A 26,294-nucleotide genomic window follows, 5' to 3' on the forward strand; every position below is an offset into this window, starting at 1 on the left:
CTCACGACAGGGGAACATAGCAGCGCCATGTGATCCAGGCAGCGCCATGTGACCCAGGAGCCTGCATGCCAGAGTCCACGCCGACAGGGGCCGGTCCGGCCCGCTGGGCGAAGGTCATCGATCACACGCGCTGTATCGGCTGTCACGCCTGCACGACGGCGTGCAAGTCCGAGAACGAGGTGCCGCTCGGCGTTACGCGCACCTACGTGAAGTACGCCGATGTCGGGACGTTTCCGGCCACCCGGCGCGCGTACCAGGTCACGCGCTGCAACCAGTGCGACGATGCCCCGTGTACGACGGCGTGCCCCACGCAGGCCATGTTCCGGCGCCCCGACGGGATCGTCGACTTCGACAAGTCGATCTGCATCGGCTGCAAGGCCTGCATCGCCGCCTGCCCCTACGACGCGATCTTCATCAACCCGGAGGACCACTCGGCGGAGAAGTGCAACTTCTGCGCGCACCGCATCGACATGGGGCTGGAGCCGGCCTGCGTCACCGTGTGCCCGACCGAGGCGATCATCGTCGGCGACCTCGACGACCCCGAGTCGAAGGTGTCGCAGTACGTGGGCCGCGACCCGGTCAGCGTCCGGCGGCCCGAGAAGGAGACCCGCCCGAAGCTGTTCTACAAGGGGGCGCACCAGGCGACGCTCGATCCGCTGGCCGCCATGCGGCCGGACGGCGGATTGTACATGTGGAGTGAACAGCCCGGCGGTCCGCACGAGATCGGGTCCGGCCAGCCGTACCCGATGGCACGGGACGGACGCCACGGCCCCAACTCCTCGGCCGCCGCCATCCTTTCCTACGATGTGTCGCACACCGTGCCCTGGGACTGGCGTGTGAGCCTGTACACGCTCACCAAGGGGGTCTCGGCCGGCGTGTACCTCGCGGCGCTGCTCCTCTGCCTGCTCGGCGGCCTCGCCTGGCAGGGCGGGGGATGGCTCACGACGACGCCGCTCCTCGGGCTGTTCGCGCTCGCCGTCACGGGCGGGCTCCTGATCTGGGACCTGGAGCACCCGAAGCGCTTCCCGATGATCTTCACGCGCCCCCACATGAAGAGCTGGCTCGTCCGGGGGGCGTTCGTGATCGCGGGCTACGGTCTGGCCCTCACCGCGCACCTCGCGGCGGGGCTGATCGGCGGCGACGGAGGGGTGGCGGCGACCCGCTGGCTGGCGTGGGCGGGGGCGCCCCTGGCGGCCATGACCGCGGTCTATACGGCCTACCTCTTCGCGCAGGCCAAGGCGCGCGATCTGTGGCAGAATCCGCTCCTGCCGCCGCACTTCCTCGTACAGGCCGTGCTGGCCGGCGGCGCGGCCCTGATGCTCGTCCCGTCGCTCGGCGGGTCCGCCGCGCTGGGCCGGCTGGTCGGGCTGTCGGCCGCCGCGCACCTCCTGCTCGTGCTCGCCGAACTGACGCTCACGCACGCGACGGCCCACGCCGCGCTCGCCGCCCGGAACATGGTGCGCGGCCGCTACGCCCCCTGGTTCTGGAGCGGCGCCCTGCTCGTGGCGCTGGCCGCCGCCCTGACGGTGATCCCCCTCGGCGGCGCCTGGGTCGCGGCGGCCGCCGGCCTCGCCGCCCTGGCGGGGCTGCTCGCGCACGAACACGCCTACGTCCAGGCCGGCCAGTCCGTGCCGCTCGCATGAGCACGAGCCACGGCTCCGGCCCCGGGCCGAACGGGGCCGGCCCCGATGGCGTCTCGCGCCGACTCGACGAACTCAACGAGCGGGTGAGCGCGGCGCGCCGCGAGACCGAGCGCCGCGGCGAGACGTTCTATCCCGGTCCCAGCCGCGCCCACCTCGCCGCCTTCCCGCCCCGCGAACGGTGGGACGACTGGGTCGAACTCGATTCGAAGGCGTGGCCCGAGCGCCGCGAACGCCGCTACATGCTGGTGCCGACGACCTGCTTCAACTGCGAGTCCGCGTGCGGGCTCCTCGCCTACGTCGACCGCGACACGCTTCAGGTGCGGAAGTTCGAGGGGAACCCCGAGCACCCCGGCTCCCGGGGCCGTAACTGCGCCAAGGGCCCGGCCACCCTGAACCAGATCGTCGACCCCGACCGCGTCCTCTACCCCCTCAAGCGGGCGGGCGCACGAGGGGAGGGGAAGTGGGTCAGGGTCTCCTGGGAGGAAGCGCTCTCCGATATCTCGACCCGGATCCGCAAGGCGCTGGACGAGGACCGTCAGCGCGAGATCATGTACCACGTGGGACGACCGGGCGAAGACGGATTCACCGAGCGCCTGCTCGCGGCGTGGGGCGTCGACGGACACAACTCGCACACCAACATCTGCTCCTCGAGCGCCCGCGCCGGCTACCAGTTCTGGCTCGGGATGGACCGCCCCAGCCCCGACCACGCCCGCGCGGACGTCATCCTCCTCGTGAGTTCGCACCTCGAGGCCGGCCACTATTTCAACCCCCACGCGCAGCGCATCATCGACGGCGTGAAGAAGGGGGCGCGTCTCATCGTCTTCGACACACGGCTTTCGAACACGGCGACGCACGCCGACCACTGGCTCCCGACCCAGCCCGGCTCCGAGGCGGCCGTCCTGCTCGCGATCGCGAACCACCTCATCACGACGGGCGCCTGGGACCGCGAGTTCGTCCGCCGCTGGTTCAACTGGGAGGAGTACCTGGCGGCCGAGAAGCCCGACATGCCGCGCACGTTCGAGTCGTTCGAGCACGCGCTCCGCGAACTCTACGGGGACTGCACCTTCGAGTGGGCCGCGGAGGAATCGGGCATCGGCGCGGCGCAACTCCGCGAGGTGGCCGAGATCGTGGCCCGAGCCGGCTCGCGCCTCTCCACGCACAACTGGCGCAGCGCGGCGTCGGGAAACGAGGGGGGTTGGCAGGTGGCGCGGACCCTCTTCTTCCTCAACGCCCTCACCGGCTCGGTCGCGACCCCCGGCGGTACCTATCCGAGCACCTGGAACAAGTTCATCCCGAAGCCCATCCGGATGCCCCGACACCCGGAGCACTGGAACGAACTCACGTGGCCCGAGGAGTACCCGCTCGCGATGTACGAGGTCTCCTTCCTCCTTCCCCATCTCCTCAAGGAAGGTCGCGGGAAGCTCGACGTGTATTTCACCCGCGTCTACAACCCCGTGTGGACGAACCCGGACGGCTTCAGCTGGATCGAGGCCCTCACGGACGAGACGAAAGTCGGGCTCCACGTCGCCCTCACCCCGACCTGGAACGAGTCGGCCTATTTCGCGGACTACGTCCTCCCCATGGGACACGGTCCCGAGCGTCACGATCTGCACTCCTACGAGACGCACGACGGCCAGTGGATCGCCTTCCGGCAGCCCGTCCTGCGCTCCGCGCGCGAGCGCCTCGGCGAGCAGGTGGCGGATACGCGCCACACCAACCCCGGAGAAGTGTGGGAGGAGAACGAGTTCTGGCTCGAACTCTCGTGGCGCATCGATCCGGACGGGAGCCGCGGGATCCGCCAGTTCGTGGAGTCGGAGCAGAACCCCGGCCAGCGGCTCACGGTGGACGAGTACTACGGCTGGATCTTCGACCACTCAGTCCCCGGACTCCCGGAGGTGGCGGCGGCCGAAGGGCTCTCCCCGCTCGACTACATGAGGCGCTACGGCGCCTTCGAGGTCGCGCGCGACATCGGACCGCTGTACGAGGAACCCGTGCCCCCCGAGGAACTCGTGGACGCCCGGGAGGACGAGTTCGGCCGCATCCATACACACGCCCCGAGTCGAGCGGCGGTGAATCTGGCCCCGATGGGCGCCCCCGATCCCGACCCTGAGGGACGCCGTCCCGTGGGCGTGCGCGTGCCCGGCGGCTCCATCCGCCGCGGCTTCCCGACCCCGAGCGGGAAGCTCGAGTTCTACTCGCCCACCCTCGTGCGCTGGGGCTGGCCCGAGTACGCGGTTCCCGCCTACATCCGGAGTCACGTGCACCCCGCGGAGATGGCGCCGGACCAGATGTGCCTCATCTCCACCTTCCGGCTCCCGGTGCAGATCCACACCCGTTCGGCCAACAGCAAGTGGCTGGATGAGATCGCGCACACGAACCCGCTCTGGCTCCACCGCTCCGACGCGGCGCGGATCGGGGTGAGGACGGGGGATCTCGTGCGGGTCGAGACGGAGATCGGCCACTTCGTCCTCAAGGCGTGGGTCACCGAGGGGATCAAGCCGGGCGTCGTCGCCTGCAGCCACCACATGGGGCGCTGGAAGCTGGCGGACGCGGCGGGCGCGCAGGAACCGGGGCGGGCCGGCCGCGGCGAGCGCGAGGGCACGGCCGGACAGCGGCAACTCATGGCGACCGTGGGGCTCGGCGTGGACGCGAGCGGCTGGAAGCTGTCGCGGAAACGGGGCGCGGGGCCCTACGAGACCGACGATCCGGACACCTCTCGCGTCTGGTGGACGGACGTGGGCGTGCACCAGAACCTGACGTTCCCCGTCCATCCCGACCCGGTGTCGGGGATGCACTGCTGGCATCAGGCGGTTCGCGTCGTGAAGGCGTCGCGCCGCGACCGGCACGGCGACATCCACGTCGACACGGCGAAGGCCCACGACGTGTACCGGAACTGGATGAAGAAGACCCGGGGCGCCCGGCGCCATTCGCCCGACGGGACCCGGCGCCCCCACTGGCTGATCCGCCCCCTCCGCCCCGTGCGCGACGCGTACGACCTGCCCGACGAGGCGTAGGCCCGGGGATGGAACTCTTCCGCGCGCTCGGCGCCCTGCTCGACGCCCCGTGTTCCGAGAACCGGCTCCTCGGTCACCTCCTCGAACTGGGCCCGGTGCCGGACGAGCCGACGCACAACGACCTCTTCCTGTTCCAGCTCTACCCGTACGCCTCCGCCTTTCTCGGGGAAGACGGACGGCTGGGCGGGGAAGCGCAGGACCGGGTGGCCGGCTTCTGGCGCGCCCTCGGGGCCGATCCGCCCGCCGAACCCGACCATCTGCGCGCGCTGCTCGGAGGCTACGCCCGACTCGTCGAGGCCCAGCTGGGAGCGAACGGGAAGGCCGCCGCGGCCCTGCGCGATGCGCGGCACGCCTTCCTGTGGGAGCACCTGCTGTCGTGGGTCCTCCCCTTCCTCCTCAAGCTGCGGCAGATCGCGCCTCCGTTCTATCGGAGTTGGGCGGACACCCTCGAGACGGTCCTCTCCCGGGAGTCCGCGCTCCTAGGTCCGCCCACGAGGCGGCCGCTCGCCCTCCGTGAGGCGAGTCCCGTGCCCGACCCGCGGAGGACGGAGGGCGACCGCTTCCTGCTCGCGCTGTTGAGTCCGGCGCGCAGCGGACTCGTCCTCACCCGCGCCGACCTCGCGCGTGCCGCGCGCGACCTGGGTCTCGGTCTCCGCGTGGGCGAGCGTGCCTACATCCTTCGGTCCATGCTGGCGCAGGGGCCCGGGGCGACCCTCGGCTGGCTCTCCCGGGAGGCGCACGCGTGGGCGCGTCTCCACGATCGCACGGGGATCACGGCGCCGGAGGTGGCGGATTTCTGGACCCAGCGCGCGACCGCGACGGGTCGCCTGCTCAGCGACCTCGAGGCCGACATCCCGGACATGGCCGCTGTCACGGATACCGCACATGACTGAGCCCGCCGCGAAGCCGCCCCTCGATCCGGCGCGCTTCCGCGCCATCTTTCTACTCCTGCTCGTGGTCGGCATCAGTCTGCTCTTCCTCGAGATGATCCGGCCTTTCCTGACGGCGCTCTTCCTCGGTGCGATCCTGAGCGGGCTCATGTATCCCGCCTACGGTGCGCTCCACCGGTGGCTCCGGGGTCGGGAGGGTCTGGCTTCGGCGGCGGCGCTCGTCCTCTTCGTCATCCTCCTCCTCGGTCCGGTCGCGACCTTCCTCGGCATCGTCACGAACCAGGCGGTGCAGGTCACGCAGTCGGCGGGCCCCTGGATCGAGGAGATGCAGGCCCGGCTGCGCGAGCCGGGCGGGTTCGATGAACTCCTCAACCGGATCCCATGGGTGGAGTCGCTACGCCCGTATCAGGAGCAACTCGTCCAGAAGCTGGGCGAGGTGGCGGGCTCTCTGGGCGGGTTCGTGGTCCAGGGACTCACCGGCATCACGACGGCGACCGTTCGGATCGTCTTCCTCCTGTTCGTGATGCTGTACGCCATGTTCTTCTTCCTGAAGGACGGGCGCGGCGTGCTGCGGAAGGTCCTCTACTACCTCCCCCTCTCCGACGAAGACGAGCGGCGCATGCTCGACCGGTTCGTCTCCGTGACGCGGGCGATGGTCAAGGGGACGTTCCTCATCGGGATCGTGCAGGGCGGCCTCGCCGGCCTCGCCTTCTGGGTCGTGGGGATCCCGTCGGCGGCGTTCTGGGGCACGGTCATGGCGGTGCTGTCGATCGTGCCCGGCATCGGGTCCGGGCTCGTGTGGCTGCCCGCGGGGATCTACCTGCTCGCCGCCGGACGGATCGGAGCAGGGGCCGGGCTGCTGCTCTGGTGCGGCGTCGTGGTGGGGACGCTCGACAACCTCATGCGCCCCTGGCTCGTGGGGCGCGACACCCGCATGCCCGACCTCATGATCCTCCTCGGCACGCTGGGCGGGCTGTTCGCGTTCGGGATGGCCGGCGTGCTCATCGGCCCCATCATCGCGGCGCTCTTCATCACCGTGTGGGAGCTGTACGGCGAGTCCTTCCGCGACATCCTGCCCGCGACGGCGTTCGGCGGCTCGGCGGGCACGCTACCCGACCCCGCGGAGGAGGCGCCCGAACCCGCCGAGGACGCGGCCGCCGCAGACGAGCCGGTCGCCCCCGAGACGGCCCCGCCGGAGGCTTAGCGCCATCGACCGCCCCGCGTCGAGAGTCGGCGTGCTGGACCGGCTGCGGGACGGCGGGGCGGTGCTCTCCCGCTTCACGGAGCGCTGGACGCCGGACGCGTGGGTCATCCTCATGTCGCTGACCGTGGTCGCGCTCATCCTCGCGGTCACGGGAGGGGGCGCCACGATCCCGGAGGCGGGGCTGGCGTGGGGCGCGGGCGTGTGGACGCTGCTCGAACTCGCGATGCAGTTCTCCATCGCCATGGTGGCCGCCCACGCGTGCGCCTCGTCGCCTCCCATCTACCGGCTGCTCGATCGCCTCGCGCGCTGCCCGAACCCCGAGCGCCCCGTCCAGGCCGTCGCCCTCGCCGCCGGCTTCTCCATGGCGGCCGGCTATCTCAACTGGGCATTCGGGCTCGTCGGTTCCGCGCTCTTCGTCCCGTTCATCCTCAAGCGCAACCCGCGCGCCGACGTGCGCCTCGTCATCGCCGCGGCCTACATGGGCATCGGGACCGTGTGGCAGTCCGGCCTCTCCAGCTCCGCCCCGCTCATCCTCGCCACCCCCGGCAACCCCCTCCTTGAACCCGGGACGGGCGCCCCCATCGTGGACCGCCTCTATCCCGTCACCGAGACCCTCTTCCACCCGTTCAACCTCGGGTACGCCGTCGCCATGCTGCTCGTGGGGCTGGTCGCCGCCATGGCGCTCCACCCCCGCCGCGACGTCGTCACCCTCACCGAGGCGGAGGTCGACGAGATCCTCCCCGCGCCCCCGCCCCGCGCCGAGAGGGCGAGGACGCCCGCCGAGCGGCTCGACCGCTTCCGCGGCTGGTCGCTCCTCGCCGCCGTCCTGTTCGCGTACCCGCTCGTGCACTCGATCGCCACCCGCGGCTTCGGCGCGAGCTGGACGATCAACGCCTACAACACCGTGTTTCTCGTCCTCGCCATCGTCCTCCACGGCCGCCCGACGTCGTTCCTGCGTGCCTGCCGCGACGGCGTCGGCGCCGCGTGGGGGATCATCCTCCAGTTCCCGTTTTACGCCGGCATCTTCGGCCTCATCCAGAACACGAGCCTCGGCGGCTGGCTCGGCGAGCAGTTCGCGCAAGTCGCCACGACCCGGCTCTACCCGCTCGTGGTCTACTTCTATTCGGGCCTCATGAGCCTCTTCATCCCCTCGGCGGGCTCCAAGTGGATGATCGAGGCGCCGTACGTGGTCCCCGCCGGCGAAGCCCTCGATGTCTCCGTCATGACCACGCTCCTCGCCTACGCGTACGGGGATTCGGCCTTCAACCTCATCCACCCGTTCTGGGCGCTGCCGATCCTGGCCGTCACGCGCCGCCGCTTCGGGGAGGTGCTCGGGTACGCCTTCCTCATCTGGCTCGCGACGATCCTCCTCGGCATCGTGACGATGCTCGTGATCCCGACCGCCTGGTAGCCAGCGCCGTGACGAGCGCCCTGACCGACCGGTGACGCCATGAAGACGCTCCTCATCCTCCGCCACGCCAAGTCGTCGTGGGACGATCCCGGGCTGCGCGACCACGACCGGCCTCTGAACCGGCGCGGGAAGCGCGACGCCCCCCGCATGGGACGGCTGATCGCGGACCGGGACCTCATCCCCGACCGGATCGTGAGTTCGACCGCCGTCCGCGCCCGCACGACCGCGGCGCTCGCGGCGGCCGAGTTCGACCACGACGTGGAGATCGAGACGACGCGCGACCTCTACGGCGCCCATCCCGACGGCTACATCGAGGTCGCCGAGGAGAGGGGCGGGGCGGCGGAACGCCTCATGGTGGTGGGACACAACCCGGGGATCACGGCGCTCGTCTCGCGCCTCACGGGAGTAGTCGAGTACATGCCCACCGCCGCGCTCGCCATCGTGGAACTCGACATCGAGGACTGGAGCGAACTGGGCCGGGCGGGGGAGGGCCGCCTCGCCGCCTTCTGGCGGCCGAAGGCGCTCCCAAGTTGACACCTGAAACGTTCCCGCGGGAACGTCCGACCGCTCGGTGCGGCCGCTCATTCGCCCCAAGTTGACAGTTGACACGTTCCCGCGGGAACGTCCCGCCGCCCGGCCACCCGGCTCTCTTCCGCGCGACTCCGCCTTCGGCATAGCTTTCCAGGTGGTTCGCAGCGTGCCGACCCCAGCGGAGGATGTCCCGATGACCCGACCTTCGATCCACGCCCGGCCCGCCGTGGCGGCGCTCACCCTGCTTCTCCTCCTCCTTCCTATTCTCCCCGCCCTTCCCGGCGTCGCGGACGTCCGGGTTGAAGCTCAGGAGAAACTGGCGCAGGATCCCGGCGTCCAGGAGGCCCTGCACCTGCTCGACGTGTGGATGGACGCGGCGCAGGCCTACGAGGGGATTCCCGGCGCCTCCCTCGCCGTCGTGCATGACCAGGAACTCGTGTGGGCGAAGGGGTACGGCTACGCGCATGTGGAGCGGAAGGAGCCGGCCACGCCGTCGACGATGTATTCGATCTGTTCGATCTCGAAGCTCTTCACCTCGGTCGGCGTCCTGCAGTTGCGCGACCAGGGGAGACTGAGGGTCGACGATCCGGTCGCGAAGCACCTCGCTTGGTTCACGATCAAGGACGGCTTCCCCGAGGCGGGACCCGTGACGATCGAAGGCCTGCTCACCCACTCCTCCGGCCTCCCGAGGGAGGCCGCGGCCCCGTACTGGACGGGGCCCGAATATCCGTTCCCGACGCACGAGGAGATCGTGGAGCGGCTGCCGTCGCAGGAGATGCTCTACCCGCCCCGCACCTACTTCCAGTACTCGAACCTGGCGCTCACGCTGGCGGGGGAGATCGTCGCCGCCGCGTCGGGACATTCGTTCGACGACTACGTGCGCGCGAACATCCTCGACCCGCTGGGGATGTCGAGCACGTTCACCGATCTCGACGACCGCTTCCGGGGGAACCGCCTCGCGAGCGGATACACGGCGCGGGGACGCGACGGCACGCGCGAGCTCGTGCCCGACTACTGGGTGCGCGGGATCAGCCCCGCCGCCGGCTTCATCTCGACGGTGGAGGACCTGGGACGCTTCGCCTCGTGGCAGTTCCGCGTCCTCGAGGGCGACGATGCGCTCCTCGACCGCAACACGCTGCGCGAGATGCACCGCGTGCACTGGAGCGAGCCCGACGGGGAAACGACCTACGGGCTCGGCTTCTCCGTGTGGAAGTCCGATGGAGACACCTTCGTGGGACACGGGGGCTCGTGCCCCGGCTACCGGAGCCAACTCCTGCTGCGTCCGCGGGACCGGATTGCGACGACATTCATGACGAACGGGTCGGGGGTCAACGCACGCGGCTTCGCCCAGACGGCGTACGACATCGTGGCCCCGGCGCTGCGCCGCGCTGCGAAGGGCGAGGCGGCCGAGGCGGCCGATGCGGCGCTCGAGCGCTACACCGGCACCTACCGGCGTCCGCTGGGCGGCGAGAGCGCCGTCCTCGTGTGGGAGGGAGATCTGCACGTGCTGTCGCTCCCGACGGGCAACCCGCTCGACGCGATGACACGCCTCCGTCACATCGAGGGCGACACCTTCCGCCGCGTGCGGGACAGCGGCGACCTGGGCGAGGCCTTCATCTTCGAGGAGATGCCGGACGGCGCGATGCGCATGTGGCGCAACAACAACTTCAGCGTGCGGCCGGCCGGTAGGTGACACGCGACCGCTCCGGAAGCAGGACAGGATTATCGCAGCTTTTCCTTGACGCTCTTCCCGCATTCCAACGGGCGAATATTCTCGGTGCGCCCCCGCATCACGACGCGGTATTCGGCCTTGGTCAGGTTTAGTCGCGCCCATGGTTGCAGGTTCCTGAATCCCAGAATCGGCCGGAGCCGTACCCGGTCGTCCCGCGCTCCGACGCAGGCGAGTCGTGCTTCTGCAACCTCTGCCCCCGTCTGAAGCTGACCACGAATCCCATCAAGATCCTCTTTCTTTACGTGGCCCTTCAACTCGATCGGTGCCACCCAGTGGCCCTTACTGTTTGACGACTGGACGAACAGGAGGAAATCGCAACGCTTGCGATCGGAGGGCAGGGCGAGTTCGTCACAGCCATCCACTCGCAGCAGGCAGCGCTTGGGAGGCAGTTGGGAGACTTCGAGAACGCAACCCTGGTCCTGGCAGGACCCTGTCAGGCACCCCGGTGGGAGGCTCCGCCGGACATCTTCTGCCCAACCCGACAGCCGTCAATCCTCCTGCAACCGGCTGTGGATCGTCGCCCAATCGTCGTACAAGGCTTGGGCGACCCGGGGATATCCGGCGTCGTACATCCCGTTGTCCGAGTCAAGCACGATCTCTCGCGTCTCGGTCCCCCCCGTCCCGTTCGGAAGGAACTCCCAAATGCCGACATGGCTGGCGGGAAGCGTGACGTCCCCGCCCGCCATGTCCGTGCGACCCTCCTCGGGCAGTTCCGCCATGCGGCAGATGTTCGCCAGCGCGGAAAGAATCCAGTCGCTGTGAAGAGTGATGATCACCCGGATCCCGGCCGCGACGATCTTTGCCAGCGCCGCCGCAAGCCGAACCTGCATCGCGGGGTGCATGTGGGCCTCGGGTTCCTCAATGATGATCGTAGACCCCGGCTGAACGTGATGGCGAAGATAGAGCACAACGGGGATCATCTCCGTCACCATTGAAGCCACCCGCGCCAGCGGGAGATCCTCGTCCCAACCGGCGGGCCGGAACCGCACCGAGGGATTTCCATTCTCTGCTCGCTCTACGCGAACTGAACCCTTGAGGACTTCCTGCTCGATATGCCGCGCAAGTTCGCCCCCACTCTCCCAACCCGATATCGCGCGGGGCAGGCCGAAGGACGAGTCTTCGATGTAGTCCTGCAAGACGCCGGATAGCGGATCTGTGGACTTCGCTCTCTGCTGGCCACGCGTCGCCTGGTGGAGCAGCGAGCCGACGACCAGGTGTTGTACTTCTACCCCTCCAGAGCGACCCGCCGGCAAGTAGTAGGCCGAACGGGAGATGGCTCCGACCGTCGATGGCTGGGCAAGATCGGCGAGCACAGTTTGTAGTGCCATAGGATTGATGGGACTGCCGTCAATCGACGTTTCGGGTGCGCGGCGCTCGAAGAAACCGGGCTTTCGCGCACGGAGCCAGTAGGATCCGCTGCGGTCAAGCCGAAGAGGCGCGTCCTCGTGAACGTGCAGATCCCAACCAAGTTCGTCGCCGGCGATCTTGAACTCATAGCGAAACCGTGGCGGCTCTTGCGGTGTCTCGGGGGGGCTATGACTGAGTACGATCGTGGCATCAGACTTGGTCTTCTCGACTAAGCTGCCGAGCGCGTCCGCGCCGAAGATCCGCTGCAGCTCGTGAGCAAGCGCGAAACCCGTGTCCGCCACCTTAACTGCTTCTCGCGCGAGAACAGCCAACTCGCCAGGAATCTGCACATCCAGTTTGTCGCCGGCCAAGTGTTTCTCCAGCCACTCGACCAACTCAATTAGATTGGGAGTCGATCGTACCAACTCATAGAAGTCCGGGGTTCCAGGCCAGCGGCTCCAATTGAATGCCAAATGCCGCGAAAAATACTGGTGCAGGGCGTAGACGAGCCGGGCCAGATAGGACTTCCCCGAGCCGCTTGGACCGACGAAGACAGTAAGCGGACGCAACTCCACGTTGGCATTTGAGATGGACCCGAAGTTCTCGGCTTGCAGCCGGAGATAGTCGATGTCGTGGGCGCCCATTGGATGTCTCGGGCCTCCTTCGTTGCCTGTTTCCTGACGGACACGACAAGCGCCCGACCGTGGCCGAGACGCGATCCACCGCACCAACCTAACGCGGTTCGCGTTGCCCTGCCGGTTTGGAGGCTGTTGGGGTCAGCGAGACCGCGCGGGTGTAGACGAGGTCGTCGAGCGGGGAGTCGTCGCCGCTCCCCGAGTTCGCGGCCACGTGCAGGACGATGGTCGCCTCCGTCTCGGGGGCGCGCCACTCGAACGTCCATGCCGCGATGTCGTCGGTCGGTCTGGATCCGGCGCGCGTGTGCTGGACGTACTCCGTGCCGCCGTCCGCCGTGCCGCCGTCGTCCGTCCGCGCCACGGTGACCTGGTCGTCGAGCGGCCGGATCTCTCCGGCACGCGCGCCGCGGCGCTCCCCACCGTCGAAACGGAACGACGCCTGGAAGCCGGCCGAGCGCATGTCGAAGCTCTCGAGGCGGATCGTCACGGGATGACGCTGGCCCGGACGGTAGCCGTCCTCGAGGCCGAGCACCTGGAGCGTGGAGCCCGGTTCGTTGAGGGGCGCGCCGATGTGACAGGTGGCGCAGGTCGGCTCCCCGAAGCCGCCGGTGTGGCCCGCTGGCGGCCCCTCGATGTGCGCCGCGCCGCGTGCCTCGAGGGGCGGCCCGATCCCGGAGTTCCCGGGCGGAGCCGCCGCCGCCAGGGCCAGCGCGAGGAGGCCCGCGGCGCACAGCGTGGCCGCGGGGCCCGGGGCGGACAGGCTCGTCCTCACAGCACGCGGATCAGCGCGAGCGCGGCGACACCACCGCCCGCCCGACCGTGTTCACGTCGGCCCCGAACCAGATCGAGTCCGTGGCCGGATCGTAGTACATGTGCCGGATCGTGCCGCCGCCGCTCGGCACGTCGAGCATGCCCACGAACTCCTCCGTGTCCGTGTCGAAGCCCACGAACCGGTTCGGCTGGATCCCCGTCTCGACGAGCCACACCACGTCGTACCTGTCGATCGCCATCCCGTACGGCCGAGACTCCTCACCCGCCGGCAGGTCGTACTCCCGCTGGAATCCGCCCGCCTCGACCACGAGACCGATCTTCCCGCGGCTGTAGTCGACGTACCAGATCCGGTCCCGAGAGTCGATCACGAGACGGCGCGGCCGCGCGCCCTCGGGCAGGTCGTAGCCGATGAGTTCGAACGAGGACGGCTCCACCATGCCGATCAGGTTCGTGTTGAAGTGGGCGATCCAGGGCCGGTTCTCGGAGTCCAGCTTGATCCCGTACGGGCGGCTCGAGCCCATCCCGCGGCGCGTCTCGACCTCGGGCGCCTCCACCAGCCGCACGTCTCTCGCATCCTTGTCGAGGAAGCCGATCAGGTTCCCCTGCTGCACCGAGAACCAGATGTCGCCGTTGTCGTCCCAGATCAGCGTGTGCGGATCCCGGGCCCGTGCGTCGGGCATCATGATCTTGTCGATCTCGCCCGTGGCCGGGTCGATGATCCCGATGTGGTTCGCCCGGTTGCCGGCGTAGTAGACCATCCCGTCGTCGTCGACGATCAGGTTGTGCGGTCCCGTGCCGTCGTCCATGTCGTAGCGCTTGAACTCGCCGCTGGCCGGATCGAGCACGGCGGCGTAGTGCGCGGCCTGCCCCACGAACCAGACCCGCCCGTCCGGTCCGACGAACGGGTCGCGCGGACGGCTCTCCGGGTAGGGGACCGTCCACTCCTCGATGGTGAGAACGTCGGTGGCCGCCGTGTGGTCCTGGGCCGCCGCATCCGCGGAGCCGACGATGCTCGCCAGGATCGCCAGCCCTGCCGCCGCCCGCGCCGCGACCCGAATTCGATGGATCATCTCCGTTCCTCCTCGATCGCTGTCCGCTGAAGCCGCCGACCGCTCGATTCCGGCCGGCGTCGCACACCATATCGCACGCTATCTCGCACACTATTCAGAAGACCCCCGATCCCGCGAATCCGTTGAGTTCCGGGCCGTCGGGACCACTCCGGCCGTCCGCGGCCGAGCCGTCTACGGCCGCGCCGCCCGCGCACGGGCCGCCCGCACCTTGGGGGTCAGGTACAGATTGGCGATCAGCCGGCCGAAGAGGAAGCCCGTGAAGGCGGCCGTGGCGCCGACCCAGCCCAGCCCCCAGCCGACGACCACGAACACGGCGGCCACGGCGGCGATCTCCGCCGCGGTCGCGCCGATGATCGGGCCCGTCGTCCGGTTCCGGATCAGCGTGCCCCTCTGGAGCGACAGGATGACCCCGAGGAAGGGGATGGGGGTGAGGACGCGCGCCGCCGGGATCGCAAAGTCCGCCAGCTCCGGCGAGAGGCCCGATACGTGGACGAACCAGATATGGGAGAGGGGCGTGAAGGCGACGAGGGCGAGGATGCCCGAGAGCCCCGCCCCGAGTCCGATCGCGAAGCGGCGGATCTCCGCGTAGCCTTCGTCCCGGCGGCCGAGCAGCGCGATGACGGCATCCTGGAAGCTCAGCCCCACGGCGCGGAAGATGAACCCCAGCGAGTGCACCACGGGGAAGACCGCCAGCGACTCGACCGGGGAGGCGGCGCGGCCCATGAAGAACGTCAGCATGGGCTGGATGGCGATCCCGATGAGCGAAGTGAGCGCCAGAGGCACGTAGAAGCGCCCGATGTCCGAGAAGCGCAGCTCACCGCCCGCGGACGGGTCGGCGGCCGGGTCCGCGGTGGAGACGCCCGCGCGGCCGATCTCCGCGATGTCGTGCGGGTCGGCCGAGACCGCCGGCGCGTCGGCCGCGCTCGCCGCCCGGTCGGCCGGGCCGAGCAGGGCACCGATCGCGCCCCGGGCCATCCAGCGGGCCACGACCGCCTCCGCGACCACACCGAACGAGAGCGCGGAGGCGCCGACCGAGGCGCCGGGCAGGTCGGTGGAGACGGCGAGCACGATCGCGGCCGTCGACATCGCGATCAGGCGCAGCACCGTCCCGCCCGCCACGAGGCGCGTGCGCCCCGAGCGGATGAGCACCCCCTGCCAGAAGCGCCGATAGCCGATCGCGGCCGGCCACGGGAGGAAGCACCACAGCGCCCCGTACGTGAGGTGCGCGAGGTCCTCCGGCAGCCCGAGGACGCCGATCATGAGCCCGTGGTGCACCGGCGGCACGAGCACGAGGAGCAGCAGCAGCGTCGAGAAGACGTTCAGTCCGTGCGCGAACGCCCGCAGCCGGCGGTAGGAGACCGCGTCCTCCACCAGCGCGGTCGAGGCGCTGAGCAGCATGATGACCGGCGCCTCGATCAGCACCGCCATCGCGATCGCGACGCCGTACGCCGCCAGCCCCAGCGTGGGGTCCGGCAGCCGCGCCACCACCGCCGCCAGATAGGGGCCCTCGACCGCCATCATCACCCATGTGGCGGCGAGCGGCGCCCAGAAGGCGAGGATGCCGCGGGCGGAGAGGTCCTTCGCGGCGGGGGCCCGGGAATCGGAAGGCACGGAGCGGCTCAGTCCTCGAACAGACCCGCAAGCAACCCCAGGCAGGCGATCCAACCCTGCCGGTGACCCTCCGCGGCTTCCGCGGCCGGGAATTCCTCGTGCGTGACGATGACCAGGGTGGACCCGCCTTCGGGGAGGAAGTCGACGCTCACCAACGTCTCACCGACCGAGTGCTCGCCCTCCCAGTCCCACGTATAGACGAGTCGGTTCGGGGCATCGACCTCGCGGTACACGCCGAGGGCCGTGTGAATCACCCCTTCCTCGTCCTCCATACGGATCTTCCAGGTGCCGCCCGCCGCGAGGTCGACCCTCGACTCCGCCACCTTCGCTCCGGGCGGCGCGGACCATCGGGCGATCTCCTCTGGCTCGGTCCACGCACGGAACACCGTCTCCTGCGGGGCGGGGATTGCCTTCGAGACGCGAACTCCGGTGTCTGCGTCGTCGGTCATGCGTTTTCTCCTCTCTCACGGGTCTCACGGGCACGGGCTCTGGCGCGAGCCGGCGGGAAGAAGTCTGTTTTCGGTCCGTGATGGTTCCCGACCCGTCGGGCAAGGACCACCCGCGTACGTGCGTTCGGTGATATTCGGTGATATTCGCGTGAACCTGGTGAAGCTCGTCATCCCCGCCGTTGCCGCCGCCCTGCTGGTCCCTTCCTTTGCGGGGGCCCAGGGGCCTCGCTCACCGCAGGAGAGGTTCGCCCTCTTCACCTCCTGCGCGCCTCTCAACGTCGAGGTCTTCGTGACCAACGCCGGGGCGAGCGGCGTCACGCAGGAATCCGTCGAGGACATGACGACGAGCCGGATGCGGCAGGCCGGAATCTACGCCCCCGCCGACCAGCCAACCTGGTCCCTGCTCCGCGTGACCGTCTTCATCACCACACAGCCCGTCCCCGGAGGCGTGGCCCAGACCGTGTACATCATCCGTCTGCGGTTCATGAAGCTGGTGTACGACCAGTTGAGCGACCCCGAACTGGCCGCGAACCGGGGGCGCCTTTCGACCGATTCGCTCGGCGCCGCGCTGCGATGGATCCACTGGGCGCCGACGTGGGAATCCCCGCGCCCCGGCATCGGCTTCTTCGGCGGCCGCCGCGACGATCTCATCACAGGCACGGTCCGCACGATGCTGGACGAGTTCGTCACCGAGTACCTGCGCGTCAACGCGGGGTCGTGCCGCTAGTTTACTGCGGTCCGCCGGCCTTGAGCAGGCGGGCGAGCGCATCCTCCATCGCGGTCCGGACTTCGCCGCCCCAGGCGGTCAGGAGCACCGTCTCGAGCGCGTCGTCGCGGGCCAGCGCCTCGGCCACCGTCTCGACCGCGATCCGGCAGGCGGGCCCCACCGGGTATCCGAACGTCCCGCAGCTGATGGCCGGGAAGGCGACGGTTCGCAGCCCGAGCCCGATCGCAAGCCGGAGCGACTCCCGGTAGCAGGAGGCGAGCAGCCCCCTCTCCCCCCGGCCTCCACCCTGCCACACCGGCCCCACCGTGTGGATCACGTAACGGGCCGGCAGCCGGAAGCCCGGCGTGATGCGAGCCTCGCCCACCGGACAGCGCACGCCCGGGTGCGCCTCGGGCAGCGCGCGACAGGCCTGCAGAAGCTCCGGTCCGGCGGCGTCGTGGATCGCCCCGTCCACACCGCCCCCTCCCTTCAACGGTTCGTTGGCCGCGTTCACGATCGCGTCCACGGGCAGCGCCGTGAGGTCACCACCCCAGATCGTGAGACGAGATTCGATCAACTCGATCACCGCACCCCCTTTGCCGCCGACACTCTGTGGTCCGTAGGTTTCCGGTTCCGAGACGCGTTCCGGAGCCGGCACCCGTGTACCCATTCCGAGAGGATGGCTGTTGCGCAAGCTTCGCGTAGGGATTGTGGATCTGGTCGCCAAGGGGCCGACGAAGGCGCTCTACGCGAAGGTAATGCACGCGAACCTCGCGAGTATCATGCCTCAGGTGCTCGCCGTGTGGTGCGAGGAGGCCGGCCACGACGTGAGCTTCGTCTGCTACACCGGTCTCGAGGACCTCGTCGACGACCTCCCGGAGGATATCGACCTCCTCTTCGTCGGCGCCTTCTCCCAGGGGGCCCAGCTCGCCTACGCGATCAGCGAGATGTTCCGCCAGCGCGGTGCCGTGACCTGCATCGGCGGGCCGCATGCGCGCTGCTATCCCCAGGATTCGCAGAAGTACTTCGACTACGTGTTCGGCTTCACCGACCAGGCCACGCTGAATGAAGTGCTGGACGACTGCCAGCCGCACCGCCCGCTGGGCCGCCACGTGACGGCCGAGATGCAGCCAGTCTCCCTGCCTGGAGTACGGGCGCGCTGGAAGTACATCGAACCGACGCTCGAGAAGGCGCCGCTGATCAAGATAGTCCCCATGATCGGCAGTCTCGGGTGCCCCTACACGTGCAGCTTCTGCATCGATTCGGTCGTTCCCTACCAGCCGCTCGACTTCGACGAGATGCGCGGCGACCTCCGTTTCATCGCGCGCAAGATGAAGAAGCCGATGGTCGGCTGGCACGACCCCAACTTCGGCGTCCGCTTCGACGACCATCTGGGCGCGATCGAGGAAGCCGTTCCGCCGGGGACCATCGATTTCATCGCCGAGAGCAGCCTGTCGCTCCTCGCCGAGCCGCGCCTCAAGCGTCTGGCGAAGAACGGGTTCCGCGCCATCCTCCCCGGCATCGAGTCCTGGTACATGCTCGGGAACAAGTCGAAGTCGCGGAACCGCCACGGCATGGAGAAGGTCAGGCAGGTGTCGGAGCACTCCAACCTCATCACGAATTACATCCCCTATCTCCAGACCAACTTCGTCATGGGGCTGGACTGCGACGAAGGTCCCGATCCCTTCGAGTTCACGAAGAGGTTCCTCGACGCGTCGCCCGCGGCTTTCCCCGCCTACTCGCTGCTCACGTCGTTCGGGCAGGCGGCGCCGCTGAACCTCGAGTACCAGAAGGAGGGACGGCTCCTCGGCTTCCCGTTCCACTTCCTCAACAACCATCACGCGATGAACCTGAAGCCGAAGAACTACGAGTGGATCGAGTTCTACGATCACGTGATCGATCTCTCGAAATACTCCTTCTCGAAGCGCGCCATCTGGCGACGGCTCAAGGCCAACAGAGGCGGCATCCCGCGCATCATGAACGTCGTGCGGGCGATCTCCTCCGAGGGGAAGGGGCGGATCGAGTACTTCAGCACCGTCCGTGACAAGCTCGCCACCGATTCGAAGTTCAGGGATTACTTCGAGGGAGAGTCGCAGGTGCTGCCGCAGTTCTACATCGACCGGGTGAAGAACGACCTCGGTCCGCTGTGGGAGTTCCTGCCCGAGGGCGCGCTCGAGCACGACCCCAACGCCTACATCAAGAGCACCGGGGGCACGGCGCCCGTGCAGGCGCGGGCCGGCGCGGTGGTCCACTAGCGCCCGATCCCCCGGCGCGTTCCCGGGCCCGCTCCGCGATACGCCGATGTCCCGAGCTTTCGTCAACGAGGACGCGACTCACGAGCCCGAACCGCGCTACACGCTCCCCCCGCGTGAGTCGCCGCGTTTTGAGGCGGCCGCGGCCCGTGCCCTCATCGAGGGCGCCCACATCGGCAACACGCAGAGCGCCGAGGCCGCGACGGGGTACGCCTGGGGCGATCCCGCCCTGATCCCGCATATTGAGGCGCTGCTCCGCGAGGCGGGGGACCTCGGGGACGAACGCATGGCGCGCCTCGGCCGACGCTATCTCCGCAAGGCAGGCCGCTGAGACCGCGAGTCGACGCCATCCCCGCGGCGCGCGACCGCTTTCCGGACTCGGCGAGGCGCGACGCACGCCGGTCTGCGGACGACCCGTCCTCGGCCTCGTGATGAGCGACCATCGGTTCTGTCCCCCAACCGTCCTAACTGCCTCTGATTCATAGGATTAGGCCATGTCTCCTACGTCCAACGGAGTGTAGACTAAGCAGTCTCGTAGTTCACCAAGGCAGCGCGTCGAACGAGACTGCGCGGAAGGCAACGCAGGGAGGCCGGGATGCGGAGTGGCGGAAGGCGGCGGTGCGTCGCCCCTTCCCCGTCGAACGCGGCGAAGCCATACAGTGCTGGCGGCGCTCGTTTGTGGGATGGGGGGCATCACGTGTGGGACGACACCGGCGGCGTTGCCGAACCGGCCGAGGTTCCGCACCCGATCTCGCCGAGTAAGTCCGATGGACCACTCGTCCACCAATGTTGAGGGACGTTCGGGGCCTTGTAGGCTCCCAATCACTGGAGGCGAATCTGCTGAGAACGACGCGTGAAAATCGGACCTGCGCGGCCTATGCGTGTCTCGTTGTCCTGACCGCAGCCTGGGGCAGTGCCTGCGGCGATGAGAGCGACAGACTCGCCGGCCCTGCGGAGATGCCGAACCGGGCTCCGATGGTGGTAAGCGAGATCGCTCCACAGACCGCGTTTCCAGGCGATACGGTGGCCGTGGACGTATCGACTGCGTTCCGGGATCCGGACGGCGACGCGCTCACCTTCACGGCCGTCGCTTCGGATTCGTCGGTGGTCGGCGTCTCAGTCTCGGAGAGTCACGTCACCATGGTGGGCTTGTCACGGGGGAGCGCGGTCGTGACGGTCACGGCACGCGATCCGCACGGAGCCGAAGCCGGCCAGAGCTTCGAGGTGACCGTGCCGAACCGGGTGCCGGCGGTGGCGGAGGCTATCGGGCCGCGGACGGTGTTCCTCGGCGAGAGCGCCGTGGTGGACCTGTCCGGGCGTCGGAGAGCGAGGTGACCCTCGAGACGGCGAGGGGCGTCGCCACCGTGACGGTCCGGGGCGTTCAGCGATCCGGATGGCGACGCACTGACGTTCGAGGCGACCTCGTCCGACACGACGGTCGTCCGGGTCCGGGCGTCGGAGAGCGAGGTGACCCTCGAGACGGCGTCCAGGGGCGTCGCCACCGTGACGGTGACGGCGCGCGACCCGGCGGGCGGCGAGGCCGGCCAGAGCTTCGAGGTGACCGTGCCGAACCGGGTGCCGGCGGTGGCGGAGGCTATCGGGCCGCGGACGGTGTTCCTCGGCGAGAGCGCCGTGGTGGACCTGTCCGGGGCGTTCAGCGATCCGGATGGCGACGCACTGACGTTCGAGGCGACCTCGTCCGACACGACGGTCGTCCGGGTCCGGGCGTCGGAGAGCGAGGTGACCCTCGAGACGGCGTCCAGGGGCGTCGCCACCGTGACGGTGACGGCGCGCGACCCGGCGGGCGGCGAGGCCGGCCAGAGCTTCGAGGTGACCGTGCCGAACCGGGTGCCGGCGGTGGCGGAGGCTATCGGGCCGCGGACGGTGTTCCTCGGCGAGAGCGCCGTGGTGGACCTGTCCGGGGCGTTCAGCGATCCGGATGGCGACGCACTGACGTTCGAGGCGACCTCGTCCGACACGACGGTCGTCCGGGTCCGGGCGTCGGAGAGCGAGGTGACCCTCGAGACGGCGTCCAGGGGCGTCGCCACCGTGACGGTGACGGCGCGCGACCCGGCGGGCGGCGAGGCCGGCCAGAGCTTCGAGGTGACCGTGCCGAACCGGGTGCCGGCGGTGGCGGAGGCTATCGGGCCGCGGACGGTGTTCCTCGGCGAGAGCGCCGTGGTGGATCTGTCCGGGGCGTTCAGCGATCCGGATGGCGACTCCCTCACCTTCCGGGCTTCGTCGTCGGACACGAGCGTGGTCACCGCCGCCGTCGCCGCCGCCGCCTTGACCGTGCAGGGCGTCTCAAAGGGTACCGCGACGGTGACGGTGACCGCACGGGATGGCCACGGAGGAGAGGTGGCACAAAGCATGATCGTAACGGTGCCGAACCGGAGTCCGGTGACCACCGGTTCGATTCCCGCCCAGACCGTGGCCGAGGGCGAGACGACGACAGTGGACGTCTCTCCCTACTTCGGAGACCCGGACGACGACTCACTCGGCTTCGGTGCTTTTTCATCGAACGCCGCCTACGCCGGTGTCTCCGTGTCCGGGAGCGCCGTGACCATCGAGGGAGTGGCCGCCGGGTCTGCGTCCGTCACGGTGACCGCGCGAGATCCGGATGGAGGAGAAGCGCGCCAGAGCTTCGGCGTAACCGTGCGGCAGTCCCCTCCACCGAATCAGGCGCCGGTGGTCGTGAGCGCGATTCCCGCCCAGACCGTGGCCGAGGGCGAGACGACGACAGTGGACGTCTCTCCCTACTTCAGAGACCCGGACGACGACTCACTCGGCTTCGGTGCTTTTTCATCGAACGCCGCCTACGCCGGTGTCTCCGTGTCCGGGAGCGCCGTGACCATCGAGGGAGTGGCCGCCGGGTCTGCGTCCGTCACGGTGACCGCGCGAGATCCGGATGGAGGAGAAGCGCGCCAGAGCTTCGGCGTAACCGTGCGGCAGTCCCCTCCACCGAATCGGGCGCCGGTGGTCGTGAGCGCGATTCCCGCCCAGACCGTGGCCGAAGGCGAGAGCGTCTCGGTGACCCTCGACGATTACTTCAGCGATCCGGAGGGCGGCTCGCTGAACTACGGAGCGACGAGTTCCAATGAAGGAGTGGCGACGACGAGCATCTCCGGCAGCGCTGTGGTGGTGGAAGGGGTGAGCGAGGGGACGGCCACGGTGACGGTGACGGCCACGGATCCCGGCGGCCTGAGCGCCCGGCAGCAGTTCGGTGTGACGGTAGGGCGGGCTCCGGGCAACCGGGCCCCGGAGGTGGTGCAGGGGATCCCTGATCGAACGCTCGCCGTTGGCAAGTCCTTCGGAGGCCCGGCGGGTCCGTACTTCAGAGACCCGGACAACGACTCGCTCCTCTATACGGCCACGAGTTCGAACCCCGGTGCGGTGACCGCTACCACGGCTCACCTCCCCTTGTTCCCGCCGGTCTTTGAAGTAGGGGCCGTGACCGAAGGCACTGCCATAATTACGCTTACAGCCACCGACCCGGAGGACCTCTCCGTCTCACTGACGTTTCAGGTAACGGCGGAGATCCTGCCCAACAACCCGCCGGTCGCGACTCAGGATCTGTCGGACCAAACCATAAACGTGGGCCAGGAGCGCACCGTCGTACGGAACCTTCACGACTATTTCAGCGATCCCGACGGCGACAGGCTCGGGTTCTCGGCGAGCAGTTCGGATACCTCGGTCCTCGAGACCGGTTGGTCCATCGTCTCCGGGTGGTGGATAAACGGTCGATCGGCGGGCACGGTAACGGTCACCGTGACGGCCACCGATGAGGTGGGGGCGTCCGTCTCGCAGAACGTCACGGTGACCGTGGTGGAACTTCCCAACGAGGCACCGATTGTCACCGGCGCGATTCCGAACCAGTCCATGGTCGTCGGAGAGACGGATTCGCTCTCGGTGGGAGACCTGCACGGATACTTCAGCGACCCCGACGACGATGCGCTCACTTTCCGCGCAAGCAGTTCCGCTCGGGGGACGGTCTCGGTGTGGATCCAGGAGACCAGCCTGTACATGAGGGCGTTCCTCACGGGCTCGGTTACGGTCACGGTTACCGCCACCGACCCTGGGTTGAAGAACGTTTCCCAGGAGTTCACGGTGACGGCAGAGCCGGAGGGCTCGACCAACCAGGCGCCGGAGGTCGCGGGCACGATCGCCGATCGTACAGCGATCATCGGCGGCGAGCTTCACGTGCAGACGTACAGGTATTTCACCGATCCCGATGGCGACGACGCGAACCTGGATTATACGGTGGGGACATCGAACGCCGCCGTGGCCACCGTGAGACAGACCAGCGAAGCCGTGTTCCGGGTGACCGCCGTCTCGAACGGCTCGGCAGTGATTACGGTCACAGCCGAGGATCCGGGGGGGCTCGCGGCCTCCGTGTCGTTCACGTTCACCGTCGGGAACAACGCACCCCGGGTGAAGGCTGCTGCGCCGGCTGTGACTTCGTCGCCGGGTGAGGTCGACACTCTCGTCTTCACCTCCCACTTCGAGGAAACCGACGTCGGCGACGCCCTCTTATATGGCGCTTCGAGCACGAACTCGGGCGTGGCCAGCGCTTCCGTGAAGTTCGACCCCATCTCCGGCGACATCGTCGAGATAACGGGGGTCGCGGCCGGGGAGGCGACGATCAACATGACCGTGACGGACAGAGGAGGGCTCAGCGCCACCACTTCGTCGCTCGTGACCGTGCACGCGAACGGCCCTCCGCAAGTGACGCAGTCGATCGGAAACCAGTCTCTGGCCGTGAACGACACTCTCACGTGGGACCTGTCCCAGCACTTCTCGGACCCGGACAATGATGCATTGACCTACACGGCAGCCGGCGGATTCGCGGTGACGGTTTCCGTGTCGGACGCCACTTTCCAACTGGTGGGGGCGACTCGGGGAATCTCGCCCGTGAGGGTCACGGCTACGGACCCGTCCGGCCGTGAAGCCGAGATCACCTTCCTCGCGTTCGTGAGCAACGCGCAGTCGTTAGACGATCTCGCAGCCTCGAACCCACCGGGACCGCGGCCCGACGCCCTCCCGCTGGTGGGGATCCGCTCGACGGTGGACGCGGCACCTGACGATGGTGCGGTATTCGCCGGGATTCCCCGGTCCGGCCATGGTCGGGCCGACCACGTATTCCTCCTCCTGCCCGCCGTCACGGCCTCCGGCGGCGTGTGCTCCGGCAGCGACACTACTTCCGCAGGGAGAGGTGGCGCGTAGCGGCCCTGGAGTTCGAACGCCGCGCCGCCGGTCTCGTCGGGGTCGCCGGCGGCCCGCACTTCCAGCACGCGCTCGTCCGCCCGCGCCACGATCCTCGGCTCGGTCAGGTGTTTGTATTCATCCGCATCACGGCGCAGGATCTGCGCGATGCGGTTGCCAGCACCGGCTTCCTCGTCAGCGTTGAAGAGAATCGGTCGCCGCGCGTCACCAAGCAGATCGCTGGCCGCGTCGAGAAGGTGGGGCACAGTATCTCATGGGACCTGTCCGATCACGGCCACCGCCACCTAGGCGGACCCGTGGCGAAGTGCGGGAAAGGGAGCCAGGATAGATTACCGAGGTTCGCGACCGTGGGTGGAGGCGAAGACTTGGATCGGATACCGAGGCTGGTCGCCGGCATAACCGGAACCGCGGCCGCGCTCTTCTATCGCGTCGACCGGCACGGGCCTCCACTCCCCGAAGGTCCGTTGATCGTGGCGGCCAACCATCCCAACAGCCTGGTCGACGCGCTGCTGATCTTCCGCTGCAGCGAGCGGATCACGCGGCCGCTGGGTCGCGCACCGCTCTTCGACAGGTTCCTTCTGGGTCCGGTGCTGCGCGCGCTGGGCGGCATACCGGTCTACCGGAGGGAGGACGATCCCGAGGCGACGCACCGCAACGACCGGATGTTTCGGTCTGCGGTCGGCGCGCTCCACGGGGGTGGCGCCATCCAGATCTATCCCGAGGGCAGGAGCCACTCCGAGACGCACCTGGTGGAGTTCCGCACGGGCACCGCCCGGATCGCGCTGCAGGCGGAGGATGGCGCCGACTGGGGGCTCGGGCTGTCCATCGTTCCCGTGGGGATCACCTATTCCGCCAAGGAGTTGGCCAGAACCGAGGTCGCCGTGCGCTTCGGCAAGGCGTTTGGGTGCGCGGACCTGAAGGATAGGTACCGGGAGGATCCCGTCGCTGCGGTGCGCAGGCTTACCGAGCGGATCGAGAGGGGGATCCGCCGCCAGACGCTGAACTTCGACCGCCACCGCGACCGGATCCTCGTGGAGGTGGCGGAGCAGCTCTACGTGCGCGAGTCGCGGTGGGTTCCGTGGCGGGTCCGGGAACGGCTGGGTACGCGGTTCCCTCGCCTTCAGCGTTTTGCGAGGGGGCTGGAATGGATCCGCGGGGCGCACCCGGAGGAACACCGCCGCCTGATCGAGAGGGTGGAGCGCTACGCCGCGCTCAGCGACGAACTCCACGCCGGGGAGGGGGGCGTGCCTCCCCGCTACAGGTTCCTCCCGGTCGCGAGATACGTCCTCGTGCGCGGGACGCTCCTGGCGCTTGGGCTTCCCTTCGCGATTGCCGGATCCCTGCTCTGGGTTCCCGTAGCCCGGCTTCCCGGCTTCGTCGTCAGGCGCGTGAAGCCCCAGTTCGAGGTCACGGCGACGATCAAGCTGGCGACGCTCCTGGGCGGAACGTTTGCGGCCTGGATCCTGTGGCCGGCGCTGGGCTACGTGGCGGGGGGGTTGTCAGTGGCCGTGGTGGCCGCCGTCCTGGCTCCCGTGTGCGGCTTCGTGGCCATGCGGTGGGTGGAACTCGCCCGCGAAGTCCGCGAGGACACCGCCCTCTTTCTGCGGCTGCAGGGCCGCCCCGATCTCCGCGAGCAGTTCGCCGAGCTGCGCTCGGAACTCACCGAGACCCTCCGGCAGCTGGAAAAGCGGTGGATGGAGGAACGGCAGGTGAGCCCGCGGAAGGAGTCCGACGGACGCGGTACCTGAGGATCCTGCATGCGGACGATTGAGCGGACCGGGCGGTCCAGGCGCGAATACCCGCGT

At 69.0% G+C, this 26,294-nt stretch carries 19 protein-coding genes; 13 read left to right on the forward strand and 6 right to left on the reverse strand.

All coding sequences use genetic code 11. The features are described from left to right. The first annotated feature begins 65 nt into the window (after positions 1–65). The 7 genes from ACOQPP_RS19865 to ACOQPP_RS19895 all read left to right on the forward strand — a co-directional run bounded on the left by ACOQPP_RS19865 (position 66) and on the right by ACOQPP_RS19895 (position 10,386). The gene (locus ACOQPP_RS19865; protein WP_419164640.1) at positions 66–1,643 is read left to right on the forward strand and encodes a 4Fe-4S dicluster domain-containing protein; all 1,578 of its coding nucleotides are present in this window, start codon (positions 66–68) and stop codon (positions 1,641–1,643) included. Beyond that, positions 1,640–4,657 carry a molybdopterin-dependent oxidoreductase gene (locus tag ACOQPP_RS19870; protein ID WP_420637293.1) on the forward strand — a complete coding sequence of 1,006 codons (3,018 nt, stop codon included), beginning with the start codon at positions 1,640–1,642 and terminating at the stop codon, positions 4,655–4,657. Before ACOQPP_RS19865 ends, ACOQPP_RS19870 begins: the two co-directional genes overlap by 4 nt. Before the next feature lie 8 nt (positions 4,658–4,665). Next, entirely contained in the window at positions 4,666–5,550 is an 885-nt protein-coding gene (locus tag ACOQPP_RS19875) for a TorD/DmsD family molecular chaperone (protein ID WP_420637294.1), read from the forward strand. After that, entirely contained in the window at positions 5,543–6,751 is a 1,209-nt protein-coding gene (locus tag ACOQPP_RS19880; RefSeq protein WP_420637295.1) for an AI-2E family transporter, read from the forward strand. The genes ACOQPP_RS19875 and ACOQPP_RS19880 overlap by 8 nt, the downstream gene beginning before the upstream one ends. Before the next feature lie 31 nt (positions 6,752–6,782). Continuing rightward, entirely contained in the window at positions 6,783–8,162 is a 1,380-nt protein-coding gene (locus ACOQPP_RS19885) for a short-chain fatty acid transporter (RefSeq protein ID WP_420637296.1), read from the forward strand. Between the two features lie 39 nt (positions 8,163–8,201). Beyond that, entirely contained in the window at positions 8,202–8,696 is a 495-nt protein-coding gene (locus tag ACOQPP_RS19890; RefSeq protein WP_419164645.1) for a SixA phosphatase family protein, read from the forward strand. Positions 8,697–8,886: 190 nt separating this feature from the next. Continuing rightward, complete coding sequence (locus ACOQPP_RS19895; protein WP_420637297.1) at positions 8,887–10,386, forward strand: serine hydrolase; 1,500 nt, start codon at positions 8,887–8,889, stop codon at positions 10,384–10,386. Positions 10,387–10,913: 527 nt separating this feature from the next. On the opposite strand, the gene ACOQPP_RS19900 is transcribed toward ACOQPP_RS19895, so the two are convergent. From ACOQPP_RS19900 to ACOQPP_RS19920, 5 genes are all read right to left on the reverse strand, one after another. Continuing rightward, a complete protein-coding gene (locus ACOQPP_RS19900; protein WP_420637298.1) occupies positions 10,914–12,416 on the reverse strand; it encodes an AAA family ATPase in 1,503 nt (500 codons plus the stop codon). Between the two features lie 88 nt (positions 12,417–12,504). Next, positions 12,505–13,179, reverse strand: coding sequence for a choice-of-anchor V domain-containing protein (locus ACOQPP_RS19905; RefSeq protein WP_420637299.1), 675 nt, complete (start codon positions 13,177–13,179; stop codon positions 12,505–12,507). Between the two features lie 10 nt (positions 13,180–13,189). Continuing rightward, complete coding sequence (locus ACOQPP_RS19910) at positions 13,190–14,248, reverse strand: virginiamycin B lyase family protein (protein WP_420637300.1); 1,059 nt, start codon at positions 14,246–14,248, stop codon at positions 13,190–13,192. 171 nt (positions 14,249–14,419) lie between these two features. Beyond that, complete coding sequence (locus ACOQPP_RS19915) at positions 14,420–15,859, reverse strand: hypothetical protein (protein ID WP_420637301.1); 1,440 nt, start codon at positions 15,857–15,859, stop codon at positions 14,420–14,422. Between the two features lie 8 nt (positions 15,860–15,867). Then, positions 15,868–16,308, reverse strand: a complete 441-nt coding sequence (locus ACOQPP_RS19920; RefSeq protein WP_420637302.1) for an SRPBCC family protein — start codon at positions 16,306–16,308, stop codon at positions 15,868–15,870. A gap of 148 nt (positions 16,309–16,456) precedes the next feature. Here ACOQPP_RS19920 and ACOQPP_RS19925 point away from each other — a divergent pair, with 148 nt between their 5' ends. Further along, positions 16,457–17,035 (forward strand): hypothetical protein, encoded by a 579-nt coding sequence (locus ACOQPP_RS19925; RefSeq protein ID WP_420637303.1) that lies wholly within the window; start codon positions 16,457–16,459, stop codon positions 17,033–17,035. 1 nt (position 17,036) lies between these two features. Here ACOQPP_RS19925 and ACOQPP_RS19930 read toward each other — a convergent pair whose 3' ends face one another. Then, the gene (locus tag ACOQPP_RS19930; protein ID WP_420637395.1) at positions 17,037–17,588 is read right to left on the reverse strand and encodes an O-acetyl-ADP-ribose deacetylase; all 552 of its coding nucleotides are present in this window, start codon (positions 17,586–17,588) and stop codon (positions 17,037–17,039) included. Positions 17,589–17,700: 112 nt separating this feature from the next. On the opposite strand from ACOQPP_RS19930, the gene ACOQPP_RS19935 reads away from it, so the two are divergent. The 5 genes from ACOQPP_RS19935 to ACOQPP_RS19955 all read left to right on the forward strand — a co-directional run bounded on the left by ACOQPP_RS19935 (position 17,701) and on the right by ACOQPP_RS19955 (position 26,237). Next, positions 17,701–19,269: a radical SAM protein gene (locus tag ACOQPP_RS19935; RefSeq protein WP_420637304.1), complete on the forward strand. Its 1,569-nt coding sequence runs from the start codon at positions 17,701–17,703 to the stop codon at positions 19,267–19,269. Positions 19,270–19,315: 46 nt separating this feature from the next. Further along, positions 19,316–19,597 carry a hypothetical protein gene (locus ACOQPP_RS19940; RefSeq protein WP_420637305.1) on the forward strand — a complete coding sequence of 94 codons (282 nt, stop codon included), beginning with the start codon at positions 19,316–19,318 and terminating at the stop codon, positions 19,595–19,597. A gap of 644 nt (positions 19,598–20,241) precedes the next feature. Next, positions 20,242–20,601, forward strand: a complete 360-nt coding sequence (locus ACOQPP_RS19945) for an Ig-like domain-containing protein (protein WP_420637306.1) — start codon at positions 20,242–20,244, stop codon at positions 20,599–20,601. A 132-nt stretch (positions 20,602–20,733) separates the two neighbouring features. Then, the gene (locus tag ACOQPP_RS19950) at positions 20,734–24,489 is read left to right on the forward strand and encodes an Ig-like domain-containing protein (RefSeq protein ID WP_420637307.1); all 3,756 of its coding nucleotides are present in this window, start codon (positions 20,734–20,736) and stop codon (positions 24,487–24,489) included. Beyond that, entirely contained in the window at positions 24,444–26,237 is a 1,794-nt protein-coding gene (locus tag ACOQPP_RS19955; RefSeq protein WP_420637308.1) for a 1-acyl-sn-glycerol-3-phosphate acyltransferase, read from the forward strand. The genes ACOQPP_RS19950 and ACOQPP_RS19955 overlap by 46 nt, the downstream gene beginning before the upstream one ends. Positions 26,238–26,294 lie beyond the last annotated feature (57 nt).

Origin of the sequence: Candidatus Palauibacter sp., assembly GCF_965222475.1 — a bacterium.
Lineage (GTDB): Bacteria > Gemmatimonadota > Gemmatimonadetes > Palauibacterales > Palauibacteraceae > Palauibacter.

What these genes read in the sequence shown, in the direction of transcription:
- ACOQPP_RS19920 (WP_420637302.1), bottom strand. Translation starts at nt 16,308, where the DNA reads ATGACCGACGACGCAGACACCGGAGTTCGCGTCTCGAAGGCAATCCCC.
- ACOQPP_RS19900 (WP_420637298.1), bottom strand. Translation starts at nt 12,416, where the DNA reads ATGGGCGCCCACGACATCGACTATCTCCGGCTGCAAGCCGAGAACTTC.
- ACOQPP_RS19870 (WP_420637293.1), top strand. Translation starts at nt 1,640, where the DNA reads ATGAGCACGAGCCACGGCTCCGGCCCCGGGCCGAACGGGGCCGGCCCC.
- ACOQPP_RS19890 (WP_419164645.1), top strand. Translation starts at nt 8,202, where the DNA reads ATGAAGACGCTCCTCATCCTCCGCCACGCCAAGTCGTCGTGGGACGAT.
- ACOQPP_RS19910 (WP_420637300.1), bottom strand. Translation starts at nt 14,248, where the DNA reads ATGATCCATCGAATTCGGGTCGCGGCGCGGGCGGCGGCAGGGCTGGCG.
- ACOQPP_RS19875 (WP_420637294.1), top strand. Translation starts at nt 4,666, where the DNA reads ATGGAACTCTTCCGCGCGCTCGGCGCCCTGCTCGACGCCCCGTGTTCC.
- ACOQPP_RS19940 (WP_420637305.1), top strand. Translation starts at nt 19,316, where the DNA reads ATGTCCCGAGCTTTCGTCAACGAGGACGCGACTCACGAGCCCGAACCG.
- ACOQPP_RS19865 (WP_419164640.1), top strand. Translation starts at nt 66, where the DNA reads ATGCCAGAGTCCACGCCGACAGGGGCCGGTCCGGCCCGCTGGGCGAAG.
- ACOQPP_RS19945 (WP_420637306.1), top strand. Translation starts at nt 20,242, where the DNA reads ATGGTGGTAAGCGAGATCGCTCCACAGACCGCGTTTCCAGGCGATACG.
- ACOQPP_RS19880 (WP_420637295.1), top strand. Translation starts at nt 5,543, where the DNA reads ATGACTGAGCCCGCCGCGAAGCCGCCCCTCGATCCGGCGCGCTTCCGC.
- ACOQPP_RS19895 (WP_420637297.1), top strand. Translation starts at nt 8,887, where the DNA reads ATGACCCGACCTTCGATCCACGCCCGGCCCGCCGTGGCGGCGCTCACC.